Source organism: Pseudovibrio sp. Ad37 (assembly GCF_001623075.1).
GTDB lineage: Bacteria > Pseudomonadota > Alphaproteobacteria > Rhizobiales > Stappiaceae > Pseudovibrio.
The window spans coordinates 42,339-58,272 of sequence record NZ_LMCF01000087.1; the positions used below are offsets into that span (position 1 = coordinate 42,339).

General features: G+C 53.4%; 13 protein-coding genes. 6 read left to right on the forward strand and 7 right to left on the reverse strand.

The window, feature by feature from the left end; translation table 11 throughout:
* The first annotated feature begins 112 nt into the window (after positions 1-112).
* The 3 genes from PsAD37_RS14305 (at position 113) to PsAD37_RS14315 (ending at position 3,381) form a co-directional block, all read left to right on the forward strand.
* Positions 113-1,234 carry a type III polyketide synthase gene (locus tag PsAD37_RS14305; RefSeq protein ID WP_084407817.1) on the forward strand — a complete coding sequence of 374 codons (1,122 nt, stop codon included), beginning with the start codon at positions 113-115 and terminating at the stop codon, positions 1,232-1,234.
* Positions 1,227-1,727, forward strand: a complete 501-nt coding sequence (locus PsAD37_RS14310) for an isoprenylcysteine carboxyl methyltransferase family protein (protein WP_063296727.1) — start codon at positions 1,227-1,229, stop codon at positions 1,725-1,727. Before PsAD37_RS14305 ends, PsAD37_RS14310 begins: the two co-directional genes overlap by 8 nt.
* A 136-nt stretch (positions 1,728-1,863) precedes the next feature.
* Positions 1,864-3,381, forward strand: a complete 1,518-nt coding sequence (locus PsAD37_RS14315) for an aldehyde dehydrogenase (NADP(+)) (RefSeq protein ID WP_063296728.1) — start codon at positions 1,864-1,866, stop codon at positions 3,379-3,381.
* A 189-nt stretch (positions 3,382-3,570) separates the two neighbouring features.
* On the opposite strand, the gene PsAD37_RS14320 is transcribed toward PsAD37_RS14315, so the two are convergent.
* Genes PsAD37_RS14320 through PsAD37_RS14350 form a run of 7 tightly spaced genes read right to left on the reverse strand, consistent with a single transcriptional unit; the run spans position 3,571 to position 11,630 of the window.
* Positions 3,571-4,674: an ABC transporter ATP-binding protein gene (locus PsAD37_RS14320; protein ID WP_057461079.1), complete on the reverse strand. Its 1,104-nt coding sequence runs from the start codon at positions 4,672-4,674 to the stop codon at positions 3,571-3,573.
* Between the two features lie 10 nt (positions 4,675-4,684).
* Positions 4,685-5,554, reverse strand: coding sequence for an endonuclease/exonuclease/phosphatase family protein (locus PsAD37_RS14325; protein ID WP_063296729.1), 870 nt, complete (start codon positions 5,552-5,554; stop codon positions 4,685-4,687).
* Positions 5,541-6,575: a LacI family DNA-binding transcriptional regulator gene (locus PsAD37_RS14330; protein WP_063296730.1), complete on the reverse strand. Its 1,035-nt coding sequence runs from the start codon at positions 6,573-6,575 to the stop codon at positions 5,541-5,543. Before PsAD37_RS14330 ends, PsAD37_RS14325 begins: the two co-directional genes overlap by 14 nt.
* Before the next feature lie 11 nt (positions 6,576-6,586).
* Complete coding sequence (locus PsAD37_RS14335) at positions 6,587-8,683, reverse strand: alpha-amylase family protein (RefSeq protein ID WP_063296731.1); 2,097 nt, start codon at positions 8,681-8,683, stop codon at positions 6,587-6,589.
* Positions 8,684-8,686: 3 nt separating this feature from the next.
* A complete protein-coding gene (locus PsAD37_RS14340; protein ID WP_057461075.1) occupies positions 8,687-9,508 on the reverse strand; it encodes a carbohydrate ABC transporter permease in 822 nt (273 codons plus the stop codon).
* Positions 9,505-10,458 (reverse strand): carbohydrate ABC transporter permease, encoded by a 954-nt coding sequence (locus PsAD37_RS14345; protein ID WP_063296732.1) that lies wholly within the window; start codon positions 10,456-10,458, stop codon positions 9,505-9,507. The genes PsAD37_RS14340 and PsAD37_RS14345 overlap by 4 nt, the downstream gene beginning before the upstream one ends.
* On the reverse strand, positions 10,455-11,630 hold the full coding sequence (locus tag PsAD37_RS14350; RefSeq protein ID WP_063296733.1) for an ABC transporter substrate-binding protein: 1,176 nt from the start codon (positions 11,628-11,630) through the stop codon (positions 10,455-10,457). The genes PsAD37_RS14345 and PsAD37_RS14350 overlap by 4 nt, the downstream gene beginning before the upstream one ends.
* A gap of 404 nt (positions 11,631-12,034) precedes the next feature.
* On the opposite strand from PsAD37_RS14350, the gene PsAD37_RS28360 reads away from it, so the two are divergent.
* The 3 genes from PsAD37_RS28360 to PsAD37_RS14365 all read left to right on the forward strand — a co-directional run bounded on the left by PsAD37_RS28360 (position 12,035) and on the right by PsAD37_RS14365 (position 15,644).
* Positions 12,035-12,283 carry a hypothetical protein gene (locus tag PsAD37_RS28360; protein WP_063296734.1) on the forward strand — a complete coding sequence of 83 codons (249 nt, stop codon included), beginning with the start codon at positions 12,035-12,037 and terminating at the stop codon, positions 12,281-12,283.
* A gap of 356 nt (positions 12,284-12,639) precedes the next feature.
* Complete coding sequence (gene hmgA / locus PsAD37_RS14360; protein ID WP_063296735.1) at positions 12,640-14,004, forward strand: homogentisate 1,2-dioxygenase; 1,365 nt, start codon at positions 12,640-12,642, stop codon at positions 14,002-14,004.
* Between the two features lie 113 nt (positions 14,005-14,117).
* Positions 14,118-15,644 (forward strand): Fic family protein, encoded by a 1,527-nt coding sequence (locus tag PsAD37_RS14365; protein WP_063296736.1) that lies wholly within the window; start codon positions 14,118-14,120, stop codon positions 15,642-15,644.
* Positions 15,645-15,934: the final 290 nt, after the last annotated feature.

Genomic DNA, 15,934 nt, shown 5'->3' on the forward strand with positions numbered 1-15,934 from the left:
CTCACCCCACCAAAACAACCCCAAAAAACGCCGGATTTTCAGCGGCTTGGTCAAGGCCTATAAAGTTGATGATGCATTATCTGGCAACAATGAAAGCAGGGTTGGAGAGCCGATGCCCGTTTACCTGACCGGCCTTGCGACAGCGGTGCCGCCCTATGAATTGCCCCAGACGCTGGTGTTGGACTACGCCCGCCGGATCCTCGGGCCTAAGTTCGCGCAGTTTGAGCGCATGGCAGGCACCTTCCTGTCCGCTGGCGTGAAGAGACGTTATTCTTTCGCCCCGTTGGAGTGGTTTTTGGAGCCCCAAGACTGGAAAACCCGAAATGAGACCTATCTGCGTGGCGCAACAGATCTGTTTGTTACCGCCGCTCGCAAAGCACTGATTAAAGCAGGTTTGCGCGCAGATGAGATTGACTGTGTGGTGACGGTATCCTCCACCGGCATTACAACACCAACGCTGGAAGCGCAAGCCTGGAAGCAGATGGGCTTTCGCACAGACATTCTACGCGTACCGGTGTTCGGCCTTGGGTGTGCAGGCGGCGTCTCCGGCCTTTCCATCGCGCAGCAACTGGCGCAGACGAAACCGGGCAGCAACGTGCTCGTGGTCGCGTTGGAGGGCTGCACACTTTCCTTCCGCAGTGACCGGCTCACGAAGGCGGATATCATCGCCACAGTTCTGTTTGGTGACGGCGCAGCAGCAGCCTGCCTTTCCACCAGCAAGCCCGAGAGTTCAAAACAGTTGTTTGTACTGGGCACGGGTCATCAGGAGATGTGGCCGGACACACTCAACATTATGGGCTGGAACGTGGAAGAGCATGGCCTTGGCGTTGTGTTTGACCGGTCTATTCCTGATTTCGCAACCGAGCATTTTCGTGATGTCACCGAGCGCAGTTTGAATGCACTTGCCATGGACGTGGATAGTATTGATCGTTTCGTTTGCCATCCGGGCGGCGCGAAAGTGGTTCAGGCGCTGGAAGGTGCGCTGGATCTGCCTGCCAATACACTGGATGTGGAGCGTGAAATCCTGCAGGAATTCGGCAACATGTCCGCCCCAACCGCCCTGTTCGTGCTGGAGCGGGTTCTGGAGCGCTCTCCACAAGGCAACATGGTCCTGTGCGCACTTGGCCCCGGCTTCACAGCTTCTTTCCAGCCAGTGTCCGTTGTTGCCAATGAGGCAAGTGGGCGCTGGGAGACCACCGGTTTCCAAAGACCAGAAGGGGTGATCAATGCCTGAGGCGTCCCTGCCTGCCGTAATCTTTCTGGCGTTCATTGTCATCCAGCGCCTGTCTGAGCTCGTTATTGCCCGCAGCAATACAAGACGCTTGCTGGCTGATGGGGCCTATGAGGTTGGCGCCTCGCATTATCCACTGATCGTCAGCGTGCATGTGGCGTGGATCATCGCACTCGTTGTACTGGGCTACGACAAACCAGTCTCCATGCCGTGGTTGCTCGTCTTTGTGGTCCTGCAGATGTTCCGCCTCTGGATATTGCTGAGCATGGGTCGTCGCTGGACCACCCGCATTATTGTGGCCAAAACCCCGCTGGTGACGAAGGGACCGTTTGCGTTTGTGCGCCATCCCAACTACTTGCTGGTGGCTCTGGAGATCTTCACTGCCCCTATGGTCCTCGGCCTGTTTCCAATCGCCTTCCTGTTCTCAGGCTTTAACGGCGCTCTTCTTGCCCTGCGAATTCGCGTGGAAGATGAGGCCCTTACGGAGTTGCGATAGAAAAGACCTTTGCACAATATCAAGTTATTGGCTTGAACCTGATAGCGGATAGTGATATATCACTGTCAAATTTAAGCTGTGGGCTGCACAACAGGATTGCAGCGCCTGCCGAATAACTTCATGTGCCGAGGAAACGATGCTAACAGGTTGCCATCTCATTGCCGGAGAATGGGTCGATAACGCCCAGAAATTCCAGTCATCCCCGTTCTCGGGCCCCGCAAAAAGCTATGCATGCGGCACTAGCGAACTGGTTGATCGCGCCGTAAAGGCCGGCGAAGACGCCTTCATGTCCTTCGGCTGGACCACCCGCGCAGAACGCGCCAAATTCCTGCGCTCGGTCGCGGACGAGATTGACGCGCGCGGAGCAGAAATCACGGAAGTTGGCTGCGCAGAAACCGGCCTGCCGGAAATGCGCCTCAACGGTGAGCGTGGCCGGACTGTTGGTCAGTTGCGCCTGTTCGCCGATCATATTGAGAAAGGCGAGTATCTGGACCTCACCCACGATGAAGCTCTGCCAGACCGTGCTCCTCTGCCACGCTCTGACCTGCGTTTGAGCCAGCGTCCGGTTGGTCCGATTGCTGTGTTTGGCGCCTCCAACTTCCCGTTGGCGTTCTCCACAGCAGGCGGCGACACCGCCTCTGCGCTGGCTGCTGGGTGTCCGGTGGTTGTGAAGGGGCATGAAGCTCACCCGGGTACTGCTGAGATCGTGGCACAAGCCATTGATGCGGCGATCAAATCCTGCGGCATGCATCCAGGCGTGTTCTCACTGGTGCAGGGCGGCAGTCGTGAGGTTGGTACGGCGCTGGTGCAGCACCCACTCATCAAAGCCGTTGGCTTCACCGGTTCCCTTGGTGGTGGTCGTGCACTGTTTGATCTGTGTGCTTCCCGCCCTGAGCCGATCCCGTTCTTCGGCGAGCTGGGCTCCATCAATCCAAACTTCATCTTCCCAAATGCGCTGGCCAACCGCGGCGACGCGATTGCGGCGGGTTGGGCTGGCTCCCTGTGCATGGGCGCAGGTCAGTTCTGCACCAATCCGGGCGTGGTTCTGCTGGTGGAAGGTGCTGAGACGGATGCCTTTATCGCCAAAGCTCAGGAGGCTTTGGGCGCTGCCGGGGAGCAGCCAATGCTGACAGATGGCATTGCAGTGGCTTACCGTTCCGGCGCTGAGAAAATCGCTGGCGAAGCGGGTGTTGACGAGCTGGTGGGCACCGCCTGCGCAACCCGTGGTGCCAAGCCGTATATGTTTGTGACAGACGCTGAAAACTGGCTTGCAAACAAAGAGCTGCAGGAAGAAGTGTTTGGTCCGCTCGGTATCATCGTTAAGCTGAAGAGCATCGAGCAGATGCAGGATGTGGCGCGCACCATTGAAGGCCAACTGACCTGCACCATCCACATTGATGCAGCAGACCATGCTGAGGCTCGCAAGCTGATGCCATTGCTGGAGCGCAAGGCAGGCCGTGTACTGGCCAATGGGTTCCCAACTGGCGTGGAAGTGTGTGATGCCATGGTTCACGGTGGACCTTACCCAGCCTCCACAAACTTCGGCGCAACTTCAGTTGGCACCATGGCGATCCGCCGCTTCCTGCGTCCGGTTTGTTATCAGGATATGCCGCTTGAGCTGGTTCCCGGTTTTGAAATGGAAGAAATGGCGTAAGCCAGCCTCCAACAGGCTAAAGAAGCGCGTATTCTTATCTGAAGACCGGAGCCACTTTTCGGGAATACGCGATAACAGCAAAAGCCCTGAGCACATCCGCTCAGGGCTTTTCTTTGTTTACGTCAATCTGATCGATCAAGCGCGTCTCCCAAGGAGGTATCAAGTCCTCGGGGAACACCCCAAAAGTTCTTAAGCGGCCAGATTGCGCAGGCTTTCACCATCAAACACATGGCATTTATCAAGCGCCATGTTGAAGCTCAGCGTTTCCCCAGCATGCACTGTGCGCGGATTATACATGATGGACTGAACCGGAGAGCCTGCCAGCTCCGTAAACAAAGTTGCCTCTGAGCCCAGATCTTCTGAAAGCAACACAGGCAGCTGCAATTGCGCGATTTCGCCCGCTGTAGGCAACGCATTGCCTTCTGGCGAAATATCCTCTGGCCGCACACCCAGCTTCACCGCTTTGCCTGCTTCCAATGTGTTACGCAGGCGCGCCGGAGCGCTCAGCTCGCTGCCATCGCCTAATTTCAGCACAGGGTCACCATTGCTGCTGGCGACATGCGCGTCGATCAGGTTCATCGGCGGAGAGCCAATGAATGTCGCCACAAAAGTGTTGTTCGGCTTTTCAAAGACCTCGCGCGGGCTGCCCACTTGTTCAATGATGCCATCACGCATGATCACGATGCGGTCCGCCAATGTCATGGCTTCCACCTGATCGTGGGTCACGTAAATGATGGTGTTGCCCACGCGCTGGTGCAGTTTCTTGATCTCAATGCGCATCTGGGTGCGCAGCTTGGCATCCAGATTGGAGAGCGGTTCATCAAACAGATACACATCCGGGTGGCGCACGATCGCACGGCCCATGGCAACACGCTGGCGCTGACCGCCAGAAAGTTGACCCGGCTTTCGCTTCAGGTAGGGTTCCAGCCCCAGAATAGCTGCCGCATCTGCCACACGCGTTTCGATCTCACTTGGAGATACGCCTGCAATCTTGAGCGAGAACCCAAGGTTTTTGGCAACAGTCATATGCGGGTAAAGCGCATAGTCCTGAAACACCATGGAGATGTTGCGCTGGCGCGGTGGCATGTCATTTACCACACGATCACCAATCACCAACTCCCCGCCGGAAATCGTTTCAAGGCCAGCGATCATCCGCAGTGTGGTGGATTTTCCGCAGCCGGATGGGCCAACGAAAACAACAAATTCCTTGTCTTTGATCTCCAGATCAATGCCATGAATGACCTTGGTTGGACCATAAGACTTCTCGAGATTCTTCAGAGTAACTTGTGCCATGCTTTCCCCCTCAGGCGTCTTTCAGTTCCAGCCAGACCGGCAGATGGTCAGAGCCCTTCGCCTCTTCATCAACCCGCATGCCCGCAATGCGATGCCGCAGAGAGGCACTCACAAACAGGTGGTCGATGCGGCGCGTGTCGAAGTGAGCGGTCTTACCGCTTGTCTCTTCATTGCCCAGCCACACCCACGGGTCGACAAAACCATCGAGCGTTTGCACACGGCCACCTTCTTCTGATGGCGGACCGGTAAACACCTCGTAGACGGGCGTGCCCGGCCCGTTGTTCATGTCACCCAGCAAAATGCAGTCGGTTGGCATGGTTGGCTGAGGTTCGTCATTGAGCCAATGAGCGTCGATACCCGGCCCACCGCACCATGCCCCGCCCTCGGCTGGAGCTGTCCTGATGCGATCTCTCACAAACCGTGCCTGCACCAGCGCGAAATCTGGCGACCAGTAAAACAGGTGGGTGTTGTAGACACGAAGCGGTCCACCCGGCGCGTCAATGACGGCCTCCAGTAAAGCAGCCTGAATGGCATGGCGGGTGATGGAACCCATCTTAGGCAACGGATAAGTGCGGTTGGAAATGATCGGGTATTTGGAAAGGATCATTTCCCCATGCTGACGGCGGCGGTTGACCAGCTTGCCGTTTTCATCGTGAAACGAGGCATCCATATCAAGGCCCGGGCCATAGACCCAGCGATATCCGCCAAGCAGATCTGCCAGTTCAGCGGCTTGATCTACATTGCCATTTCGTTTCCAGAAGCGGTCAACTTCCTGCAGGCCGATGATGTCGGCTCCTTCAAGTTCTCCTGCAATTCTTGCCAGATCGACTTTTCCGTCGATACCGGTTCCGTATTGAATGTTGTAGCTAACTATCTTCATGGGTTTTTCCGGAGGCTTTCCGAGCAACTCCTAAGGAGCCGCGCAGCTTGAGCGCGCAATTGACGCGAATATTGCGGGGGTGGTCAGGTGCCGTTCCATCCAGCCGGCTCAGCACGATTTCCGTCAGATGACGGGCAATCTGCTCAATGGGCTGTTCAATGGCAGTGATGCCCGGAGGGATCAGCCGGAACATGTCCGGGTCATCAAAGGTGACAAGATCAATGTCTTTGCCCACCTGTTTGCCGTTGCTGGACAAGCAATCCAGACCACCAATGGTCATCTGGTAATTGGAGAAGAACACAGCACTTGGCGGATTTTCCATGCCAAGGAACCTGTCCATGGCGGTGTATCCATCCAGCTGGCCCCAATTGCCAACGTAAACCAACTCCTCATCAACACTCAGGCCAGCTTGCTCATGGGCTTTTCTGTAGCCCTGCAACCGGTTTTGCCCTGTACTTGCATTCAGGTCCCCTGTCACCACACCAATGCGGGTGTGGCCAAAGTCAATCATGCGGCTCACTGCGTCTTGCGCAGCCGCCTCATCATTCACCAGCACCTTATCCGTTTCCACGCCTGGCACATCGTTGTTGAAGATGATGACCGGTTGTTCTCCGGTCAACAGCTCCTGCACCTTCTCCGTCACCTCGTGGGTGCCGGACAGGATGATGGCATCGATGCGCCGCGAGGAGGCTGATTCCAACGCCTCGTTGATGGCGTCCGCTTCATCAGAATGGTGAAAGGTTACAATGGAATACCCACGGGCACGCAGAGAACGCACCAGTTGGGTCAAAATCCCCGAGTTGAACTCGTCAAACTTGGGAACCAGATACCCGACTGTGTTTGTGCGCTCTGTTTTCATGGCGCGGGCAAGTGTGTTGGCCCGGTATCCCAGATCGGCAATCGCTTGTTCGATCCGGGTCTGGTTGTCCTTCCTGATGCGTTGATCGTTCAGATAACGCGAGACTGTGCCGACAGCGACGCCTGCGGAATCTGCTACATCGAGGATGGTTGGTTTTTTCACTGCACTGCCCTTTATTCCGCAGCCACTGCGTCATCTGCCTGTGAGATGACGGCGGCCCCATGGATATGAAGGCTAGGAAAGACGATGTGCAGCTTTTTGTCGAGGCTGTCATACTGCCATGGCAGTGTTTTACCCGAATAAGCGCAGGTTACATCGGCAGGCTCTTCGTCCATACGCACCCACGCTTTGGCTTCTTTCAACTCCGGTGCATCCTCGATGATCTCAACCGCACGGGTCTGACCGTCATTATACGGCACACCGCTGCCACGCAGCTGAGTTGGCGCATAAAGCACGTGCAGCACCTGACGCTGCTCGTCCGCCTGCTTCATCAGCGACATGCGTGTGGCTGATGGCAACTCTGTGCCAATCAGCTGGCTTGGCATAACGCGGTTGATGAGCCCGCGCACAAGGTACTTGTAAAGCGTCTGGCCCGTTGCGCCATAAAGGCGGAACAGTGGATACGCCACATAAGCCACATTGCCTTTTTGCACGATCGCCGCGCCAATTGGCTCGGCATCCGGATCTTCCGGTGTGTGAAGGTGTGAGCAGAACTTGTCCCATGTGCGGTTGAAATAGGATGGACGAACATCAGCCAGCACATCACCATCAGTTGCCCGCAGAGATGCCCCCTTCTCGTACATAACAACAGAAGAATCGACCAGATCATCGTCCAGCTTTCCCCGACAGGACAGATAGCTCGGGTCATAATCCATTGGTGTGTCAGACAGTTCTGCTCCGATGTCGAGGAGGTATCGCTTGCCCTCAACATCAAGACCGGACTCGCCAGTCGCCAGAATGGCGCCGCCAGCGTCTGTAAACGCTTTGAGGCGAACCGCAAGATCATCACTCAGGCGAATGCTGTCCGGCAAAATAATCAGTTTGTAGTCATCAAAGCTGCTGGATGAGGAGATGAGATCAAACGGGATCTGCATTTCCAGCAGCATACGGGCAGAGGCGGAATCGCTCGGCTCACTGCGGTGCCCAAGGTGGCTACCAAGCTGGGAGACTTGCGCCTCGACAGAAAGGATCGCCACTTCCCGCTGATAGGTCGCGTTGCTGGCATAAGGCTCCAGCGCTTTGACACGGGAATATGCCGGGCGGATCAGGTCATACGTAGCAAAATCCATATGTCCATTCGGGTGTAGCTGATCGCCGATGGAACAACGCGCACCCAGAGACACCATCAGACAGCACTCATAGGACAATGCATCAGCCCGCTTGAAGCCGCCGAACTCACCCCAATGCGTGTGGAAGCGTCCCATCATACCAAGGAACGGCAGGTTCAGTGTATCAGCGTACCGTGCTGAGACGGGGAAGTGGTCATAGCCCCAACCGCCGGTCGGCAAGCTCTCCAGCTCCAGATGACCGTAATACTGGTAGCGCTCATCCTGCCCTTTGTAGATGTGGCCAGAGTTGAAGAAAATTCGTGTATCCGGGAACTCGCCGTTGACGGCTTGCGAAAACCTTTCAAAAAAACGCAAAAGAACGCGTTTATCGTTGCTCTTACGATCGTCCGCCTTCAGCGGGTCCAAACCCTCTGATTTCATTGAGGAAAGGCAGGCGTTGCAGGTGCATTCCCAGGAGGCGAGGATGTCCATAAACAACGCAGGCGGATTATAACGAGCGCAAACTTCCAGAGCGATGTCGATCTGTCGCTGGATTGCACCTTCGTGGTTCAGGCAGATGGTGTGCCAGGTGGGCGTAAGTTGGTTCATCGCGGACGGCTCTGTGCCCGGATAATTGGCTGCCGTGTTTTGCGACTGCATCACACGCCATTCCGGATGCTCCCGAGCTGTCAGCTCATCCCATTGAACTGTCAGGTAAATCGGGGTTGCAATGTCGGCCTCATGACAGGCTGAAATCATATCCCCCAGCAGGTCCGGGTTTTGCAGTTCCGGGTGCGGTTTGCCCACGTTGGTGGGGTAATAACTCCAGCCGTGATGACAACGGGCGAACAGCGTGACGGAGTCTACCTCGCCATGCTTCAGCGTTTCAACAAACTGCTTCGGATCAAACTTGGACCCGATCCCCGGAATATGTTCGGAACTATGAAAATCCAGATGAATCTGGCGGTATCGGAAGTCTTTTACTTCTTTTTTATGGCACATGATTTAGCCCTTGGAACCGCTGTTATTTTTGCCGTCAGCGGAGAAATACTTCTGGAAGAACAAGAAGATAACGAGTGGAAGGATGGAGGTAATAATGGTCGCAACAGCGCGCTGATCCCAGTTGGGTTCATAGGCGCCAGAGATCGTGGAGAGCATCACCGGCAGGGTTGCATTTTCCCGCAGGAACAACATTGGCAGCAGAAGGGAATTCCAGGTCCACATAAACTGCAGAATACCAACTGCTGCCATCGCCGTAATCGTGTTTGGTAGCACGATAAAAAAGTAGGTCCGCAAATGTCCGCACCCATCCACCTGCGCCGCATCAATCAGCGACCGCGGGAAGTTGGAGAGGAAGTTTTTGACCAGCAAAACAGCCCAGGCAAACGACAGCCCAACGAACGGAATGACCACAGACCAGTAGGTATCAATGAGCCCAGTCTCTCGCCACAGCTTAAAGAGCGGGATGATAACCACCTGATTTGGAACAACAAATGCATTCACAAGGATGAGCAGCAAGATCCGGCGAAATGGGAACTTGAGATAGTGAAACGCATAGGCCGCCGCTGGTGCAAACAAAACTGGAAGGACGGTTGCAAAGCTGGCAACGGCCAGAGAGTTGAGAAACGCACGGCCAATCGGGTAGTTGACCCAGACTTCACGCCAGGCATCCAGCGTGAACGTAAACGGCTCGATCGTCCACCACCCGCTGGTGATTTCCCCTTCGGGGCGAATGGACATGGCGATGATGCCAACCAGCGGAATGATCCAGACAAGCGCCACGGACCCCAGCACATACACAGGCCATTTGGGAGTTTGAGTGATCATTTGCTCTCCGATGCCTTGTCCAGAATAAGTGGGATGGAACAGACGATAACCGCGAGCAGAAGCACCACCGTACTTGCAGCGCCATAGCCCTGCTTAAAGTAGATGACAGACTCCTGATACATAAAGTAACCCACTGTTTCCGTTGCCCTAATCGGACCTCCAGATGTTAGAATATGGATCATATCAAACGCTTTGAGGCTGTTGAGCAGGTTGATGAAAATCGCAATGCGCACACCGGGAAGGCTAAGAGGCGCCATGATGTATCGCAGGATCTGGAAGTGAGAGGCACCATCCATATGAGCCGCTTCAAGCTGGCTTTTCGGGATCGCCTGAATAGCCGCATAGCAGGTGAGCAAAGGCAGACCAGCTTGCGTCCAGACATAGGCAGCAACAACGCCCCAGATTGCGGTGGATGGTTCACCCAGCCATGGCGAGGCCCAGCCTTCCAGCCCAACGAGGCGCAGAATGCCGTTGAGGAGACCAAAGTCCGGCTGCAAAATACCCAGCCACATCAAACCACTAGCGGTCTCTGAAATGCCATAGGCTGCGAAAATTGCCACACGGAACGGCGCGGTCTGCTTGGGAGCCAGACCGGAAATCAACGCGACACTCCAGCCGATAGCAACGGAGATGCCCGTACACGCCAACGTCCAGGTGAGTGTCACACGCAAGGCATTCCAAAAGTTCGCATCACTGAGCAGCTTGGTATAGTTAGAGAAACCCGCAGGTTTCGGCTGGCTCAATCCGGTCCAGTCCAGAAAACTCACACGGATCGTCTCGAAAAGCGGATAGAGCACGCCGATGCTAAAGAAGATCAATGTCGGCGCCAACAGAGCAAATGCAATCCAGTCAGCGCGGCGCAGGTTACCTCCGAAGAGCCGTGTGGCGAGGCCCGCAAAGGGCCCCGCCTGGGTCTGGGAGGTTAAAATAGACCCATATTGTACACTCATTGATAAAGCTCACTCGCTTTTGCTTCGAGTGCTGCTGTGACACTGTCAATGCTCGCATCGCCTGGGTCGCGAAGGAACTTTTGCAAGCCAATACGGAATTCACTGCTCAACTCAGCTGGCAAAAGGTCATCAAGAACAAAGAAAACATCGACGAGCGGCAAAATCTGAGCGTATTTGCGCACAATCGGATCATAGGACGAGGGATCCACATTTGCACTCGGGGTTGCAAGGTTCTTCGCCGCGATAATTGCGGAGCCTTCCTTGCTCAGAACGAAGTCGATAAACAGTTCTGCCCCTTCCGGGTTCTTCGCTTGCTTCATCACAAGGAAGTTCTTGCCATCAACACTCATCGCATTGCCGTATTCCGGCTTGATCACCGGGAACTGCATGTATGAGTAGTCTTTGATCGGCGTCAGCCCATACTCATTCCTAGCACGCTGGTTTGCCCAGGAGCCAATCAGCATGAAGCCGGCCTTTTTGTTTTTCAGCACGGCATCCGCAGCATCTGTCCAGGACACCTTGTGCTCAGACAGCTCCTTCGCAAATGCTGTACCAGCCGTTCGCAAAAGCGCGTTTTCAAACCATTCCGTTTGCGCCCAACTTCTCGCACCGATGGAAACAGGCAGCATGCCGATTTCTTTCAAAGCACTGAAGGAACTGAGGAAGTCTTTCCACTGAATAGGTTCACCCGCGATACCAGCTTTTGCCAGCGTATCTGGACGATACCAGACGCCTGAACGGTTGCCCGCGATGAAGTAAGCACCATAGGTTTTGCCGTCATGCTTCGCTAGATTACGCCAGCTGTCATTCAGCGCTTGAGACCAGCCATACTGCTCCCATGCAGAATCAATTGGGCTGATCAGGTCGGCGGCAACCAGTTCCTTCTCAAAAGAAGGCCATGTGTTGAGCAGCAGATCAAACTCTGCTCCAGACAACATCGCGGAACGAATGCCAGACCGCGGATCATCCCCACCTGCTGCCGGGTTAATGTCCTTGATCTCATAATCCGGATATTTGGCTGTGAAGCCCTCTTCGAGTGCGATGATCAGATCACGCTCTGAACCACCCAACCAGTTGAAGATCACCAACTCTTTTTCAGCTGCAAATGCGGTCCCCCCCGCAAATGTCATAGCGGCAATCGCAAGAGCGGATGCCGAATTCAATATTTTCATAACAAGCCCCCAAATATGAAACGTTGTCAACTTAGTTAGATTTCATGAGAGATGTCTAGAAAAATTTACGTATTTTTAATGAGGAACTAATTCTTGCTACGTCGAATTAGTAAATTTCATAAGGCATTATATCTGTTTTCAGCAGTCTAAATTTCTCATGCATAAATTTTAGATAAATGTACATTCCGGCTAACTGGCGACAGAATCTGGCTCGTATTTTTGATGATATTAGCTACTCAGCTTAACTATAATTAGAAAGGTTTCAACTTTTCATTTTGCCGCGTAAGCACCATCTTCGACTAAAACAGGCTGCCTCAATTGTCAGTTTTTTGGACCGAGGGTCAGTTCAGGAATAATGAAAAGAAGATTGAATATAGTCAGGCCTGAAGCAGCGTCATTTTCACATGAGCCGCTGCAATTTACTTTGGCAAGAAGTACCGCTACTGCCTGAAAGCTATGAAGGGTGGAAGGTCCGCTTTCAGGCTGACAACCGCGATGACAAGCCCGCACTCACCATCGCTTTTACGCGCCCAACTCAATCTGAAAACGGACCTAAACGGAAGCATGACCTCCTTTATCTGAAACAACCGGGAAACCCTGATCTCCAAAAAGCCGAAGCCAATCCAGCTGCAAGAGACACACACTCCGCATAGAAGCAGGCGATAAAAGGCGCACCTGCTCCTTACGCGGTAAATGACATCTTGCGGTCAACTCCATCAGACAAGCCGCCCGGTTGCTGGCTATGACCCTACTGCCACTGAAGATTTAGCCAATCCACGGATCATGGGTGCCGCAGTTTGAAGGGTCAGGATTGTTAGCAGGTAAATCAGTAAAGGCTCATGGTCCTGCCATTATCATCACGTATTTTTCATGAGATGAATTACCTCCCTCAGATCGCGTTGATTGCGCCGATCCGGTTCTATGGTCTGATGCCTTCACCCAACTGGATCTGGAGATATAGCGGCATCAGCCTTCGTTAAAACTCGCTGGTGATGTCTTGGAGTGAAACATGGAAAATCCGACGGATCAAAACCCGGCGAACACCCACGACAGTCGCTATGGAACTCTGCCGGGATATATGGCTGGGTACGGAAATGATTTTGAAACCGAGGCCCTAAAAGGCGCGCTACCTCAAGGGCGCAACTCCCCCCAGCGCGTTGAATACGGACTGTATGCTGAACAGCTGTCTGGCTCTCCCTTCACAGCACCTCACACAACGCTCGAACGATCCTGGCTCTACCGCATTCGCCCGTCAGTTAAGCATCTGGCGCGCCTGCAGAAAGTCAACCATCCCTATTGGAAAACCGCACCCAACAAAATCCCGGATATCGTTTCACTCGGCCAATATCGCTGGGATCCAGCACCTTTCCCTAAGGACCAAAACCTCACCTTCATTGAAGGCATCCGCACCATGACAACAGCTGGCGATGTGGCCCTGCAAATGGGCATGGCCGCGCATGTGTTTCTGGCCAATGCAGATATGGAGGACGAGTACTTCTACAGCGCCGACGGGGAGCTGCTGATTGTGCCTCAGGTCGGGCGATTAAAGATCACAAGCGAGTTTGGCGTGATTGATCTTGAACCGCTGGAAATCTGTATTTTGCCACGTGGTATGGTGTTTAAGGTGAGCTTGCTTGATGGCAAAGCGAGAGGCTTCATTTGCGAAAATTATGGCGCAAAGTTCACACTGCCCAACCGTGGACCAATCGGCGCTAACTGCCTTGCAAACCCAAGAGATTTCAAGACACCGATTGCACAATTTGAAGATATTGAACAGCCTTGCCATGTGACGATAAAATGGTGTGGTGAGTTCCACCGAACGACTATTGATCATTCACCGCTGGACGTGGTCGCATGGCACGGCAACTACGCCCCCTATAAATATGACTTACGCCACTTCGCCCCCGTAGGCGCTATTAGTTTCGACCACCCGGATCCATCAATCTTCACCGTCCTCACAGCTCCCACAGCAGAAGAAGGCACGGCCAACATCGACTTCGTGATTTTCCCACCTCGCTGGCTGCCGCAGGAAGACACCTTTCGCCCGCCCTGGTACCACAAGAACATTATGTCAGAGCTGATGGGCAATATTTACGGGCAGTACGACGCTAAACCACATGGCTTTGTTCCCGGGGGCATCAGCCTTCACAATTGCATGCTGCCCCATGGTCCAGATCAGGAAGCTTTTGAGAAAGCCTCCCATAACAGCTGGGACCCTGTGAAACTGAAAGACACCATGAGTTTTATGTTCGAAACTCGCTTTCCACAGCAACTCACTGAGTTTGCAGGCAAGGAAGCTCCGCTACAGGACGATTATGTGGACTGCTGGTCAGGCTTAGAGCGTAAGTTTGATGGCACAGCTGGCCTGAAATAACGCTTTTTCAGGGTTCCTGTCAGCTTTTCAGGATTCACGCTAAATAATGACAGGTATTCACAGAACCGGCTTACTGCGCTATATTTCGTGACAGTTTTTCATGGAGGGAGCGCATGGGTAAGTCTTTTTCACAGGCTGTAACAGTTTTTCACGAACGCTGGCTTCCTGTGCCCGCAACTCCAGCAGGCTATTCAGCACTTATTGATGCATATGACCTGAGAGTGCCGATCCCGCATATTCTATGTGCCATTGGAGATCGCCACAAGATCATAGAGCAAGACAGCTGGCGGATCTTCACACCTCGTCATGCACCAGAACTAAATTTACTGGGTCACCTCACCTTTGCCCTGAAAAACGAAGGGTTGGACCTTGCGGTCTTAAAACGCCTGTTTCTTGCGTGTGGGCCAGAGCCTATCGAAGAGTTGGTAAAGTCACGCCCAACCGGTCGCTATACAAGACGCATCTGGTTTCTCTACGAATGGCTTTTGGGTGAGCAACTGAATTTACCAGATGTTGAAACTGGTGCGTATGTGGATGCGCTTGATACAACAAAGCAATTTGGCGGCAGCACAATACCTTCTCCACGTCACCGCGTACGCAACAACTTGCCCGGCACACCTCAATTCTGCCCTCTCATCTTTCGTAATAAAGATTTGGAGGGCTTTCAGCAGGCTAAACTGCAAGAAAAAGCCATGGATGCGGCAGCATCCGTCCCTAAAGATCTGCTCGCCCGCACTGCAGCCTTCCTACTTCTAAAGGACAGCAAATCCAGCTTTGCCATTGAAGGCGAGCGCCCTGCCCATGACCGTATCCAGCGTTGGGGCCGCGCCATTGCTGACGCCGGAAAAACACCACTGAGTATTGAGGAGTTTCTCCGCCTCCAGCGCGTTGTGATCGGTGATGATCGTTTCGTACATATGGGCTTACGAGAGGAAGGTGGCTTCGTCGGTATGCATGACCGCGAGACCCGCATGCCAGTGCCAGACCATATCAGCGCCAAACCGGAAGATTTAAGAAGCCTGATGAAAGGCATGATCGACTTTGCACAGGACTACGCCAAGCATCTGGACCCGGTTCTCGCCGCTGTCGTTCTCGCCTTTGGTTTCGTTTATGTGCACCCATTTGAAGATGGCAACGGAAGGTTGCACCGCTACCTGATCCACCACGCACTGGCACAACGCGGCTTCAATCCACCCGGCGTCGTCTTCCCGGTATCTTCGGTTATTCTGGAGCGAATCGACACTTACAGACAGGTGCTGGAAGACTACTCCTCCCGCCTTCTTGACAAGATTGACTGGCAACCCACGGTTCATGGCAACCTGACCGTGACAAACGAAACAGCCGACTTCTACCGATTCTTTGACGCCACCGCCCACGCAGAATTCCTCTACGCCTGTGTAAAACGTACGGTTGAACACGACTTACCGGAAGAAGCGCGCTTCTTGCAGAACCATGACCACTTTCAACGCGAACTAAACCAAGTCGTAGACATGCCCACTCGCCTTGCCGACTTACTCTTCCGATTCCTGAATCAAAATAACGGAAAACTCTCACACCGAGCCAAGGCAAAAGAATTCGCGGCGCTTACAGATGAAGAAACAAAGAAAATTGAAGATATTTATGAAAGATCTTTTGTGTAATAATTTGAACATACTTCCAAAAAATCTAAATAAAATCAAAAATTTTAACAACTCAAACTACATAACACACAAACGGCACAACCTTAAACCTATGACGTTTCATTGAAACGCTCAATGAATAGTAAATATAAAGTACAAATAAACTACATCGAAGAAACCAAGACACTAAAGATCCAAGCAACGACAATTTACAAAAAGACAACACAGAGGTAACAATTCTCACTCTTACATTAACTCCTCCAAAAATATCTGTTGAAGCATTTTTTTTTGAAAGTACATTCCTCTCTAAG

Coding starts and splice junctions, on each gene's coding strand:
- PsAD37_RS14305 (WP_084407817.1), top strand. CDS start 113: ATGCCCGTTTACCTGACCGGCCTTGCGACAGCGGTGCCGCCCTATGAA.
- PsAD37_RS14310 (WP_063296727.1), top strand. CDS start 1,227: ATGCCTGAGGCGTCCCTGCCTGCCGTAATCTTTCTGGCGTTCATTGTC.
- PsAD37_RS14315 (WP_063296728.1), top strand. CDS start 1,864: ATGCTAACAGGTTGCCATCTCATTGCCGGAGAATGGGTCGATAACGCC.
- PsAD37_RS14320 (WP_057461079.1), bottom strand. CDS start 4,674: ATGGCACAAGTTACTCTGAAGAATCTCGAGAAGTCTTATGGTCCAACC.
- PsAD37_RS14325 (WP_063296729.1), bottom strand. CDS start 5,554: ATGAAGATAGTTAGCTACAACATTCAATACGGAACCGGTATCGACGGA.
- PsAD37_RS14335 (WP_063296731.1), bottom strand. CDS start 8,683: ATGTGCCATAAAAAAGAAGTAAAAGACTTCCGATACCGCCAGATTCAT.
- PsAD37_RS14340 (WP_057461075.1), bottom strand. CDS start 9,508: ATGATCACTCAAACTCCCAAATGGCCTGTGTATGTGCTGGGGTCCGTG.
- PsAD37_RS14345 (WP_063296732.1), bottom strand. CDS start 10,458: ATGAGTGTACAATATGGGTCTATTTTAACCTCCCAGACCCAGGCGGGG.
- PsAD37_RS14350 (WP_063296733.1), bottom strand. CDS start 11,630: ATGAAAATATTGAATTCGGCATCCGCTCTTGCGATTGCCGCTATGACA.
- PsAD37_RS28360 (WP_063296734.1), top strand. CDS start 12,035: ATGAGCCGCTGCAATTTACTTTGGCAAGAAGTACCGCTACTGCCTGAA.
- hmgA (WP_063296735.1), top strand. CDS start 12,640: ATGGAAAATCCGACGGATCAAAACCCGGCGAACACCCACGACAGTCGC.
- PsAD37_RS14365 (WP_063296736.1), top strand. CDS start 14,118: ATGGGTAAGTCTTTTTCACAGGCTGTAACAGTTTTTCACGAACGCTGG.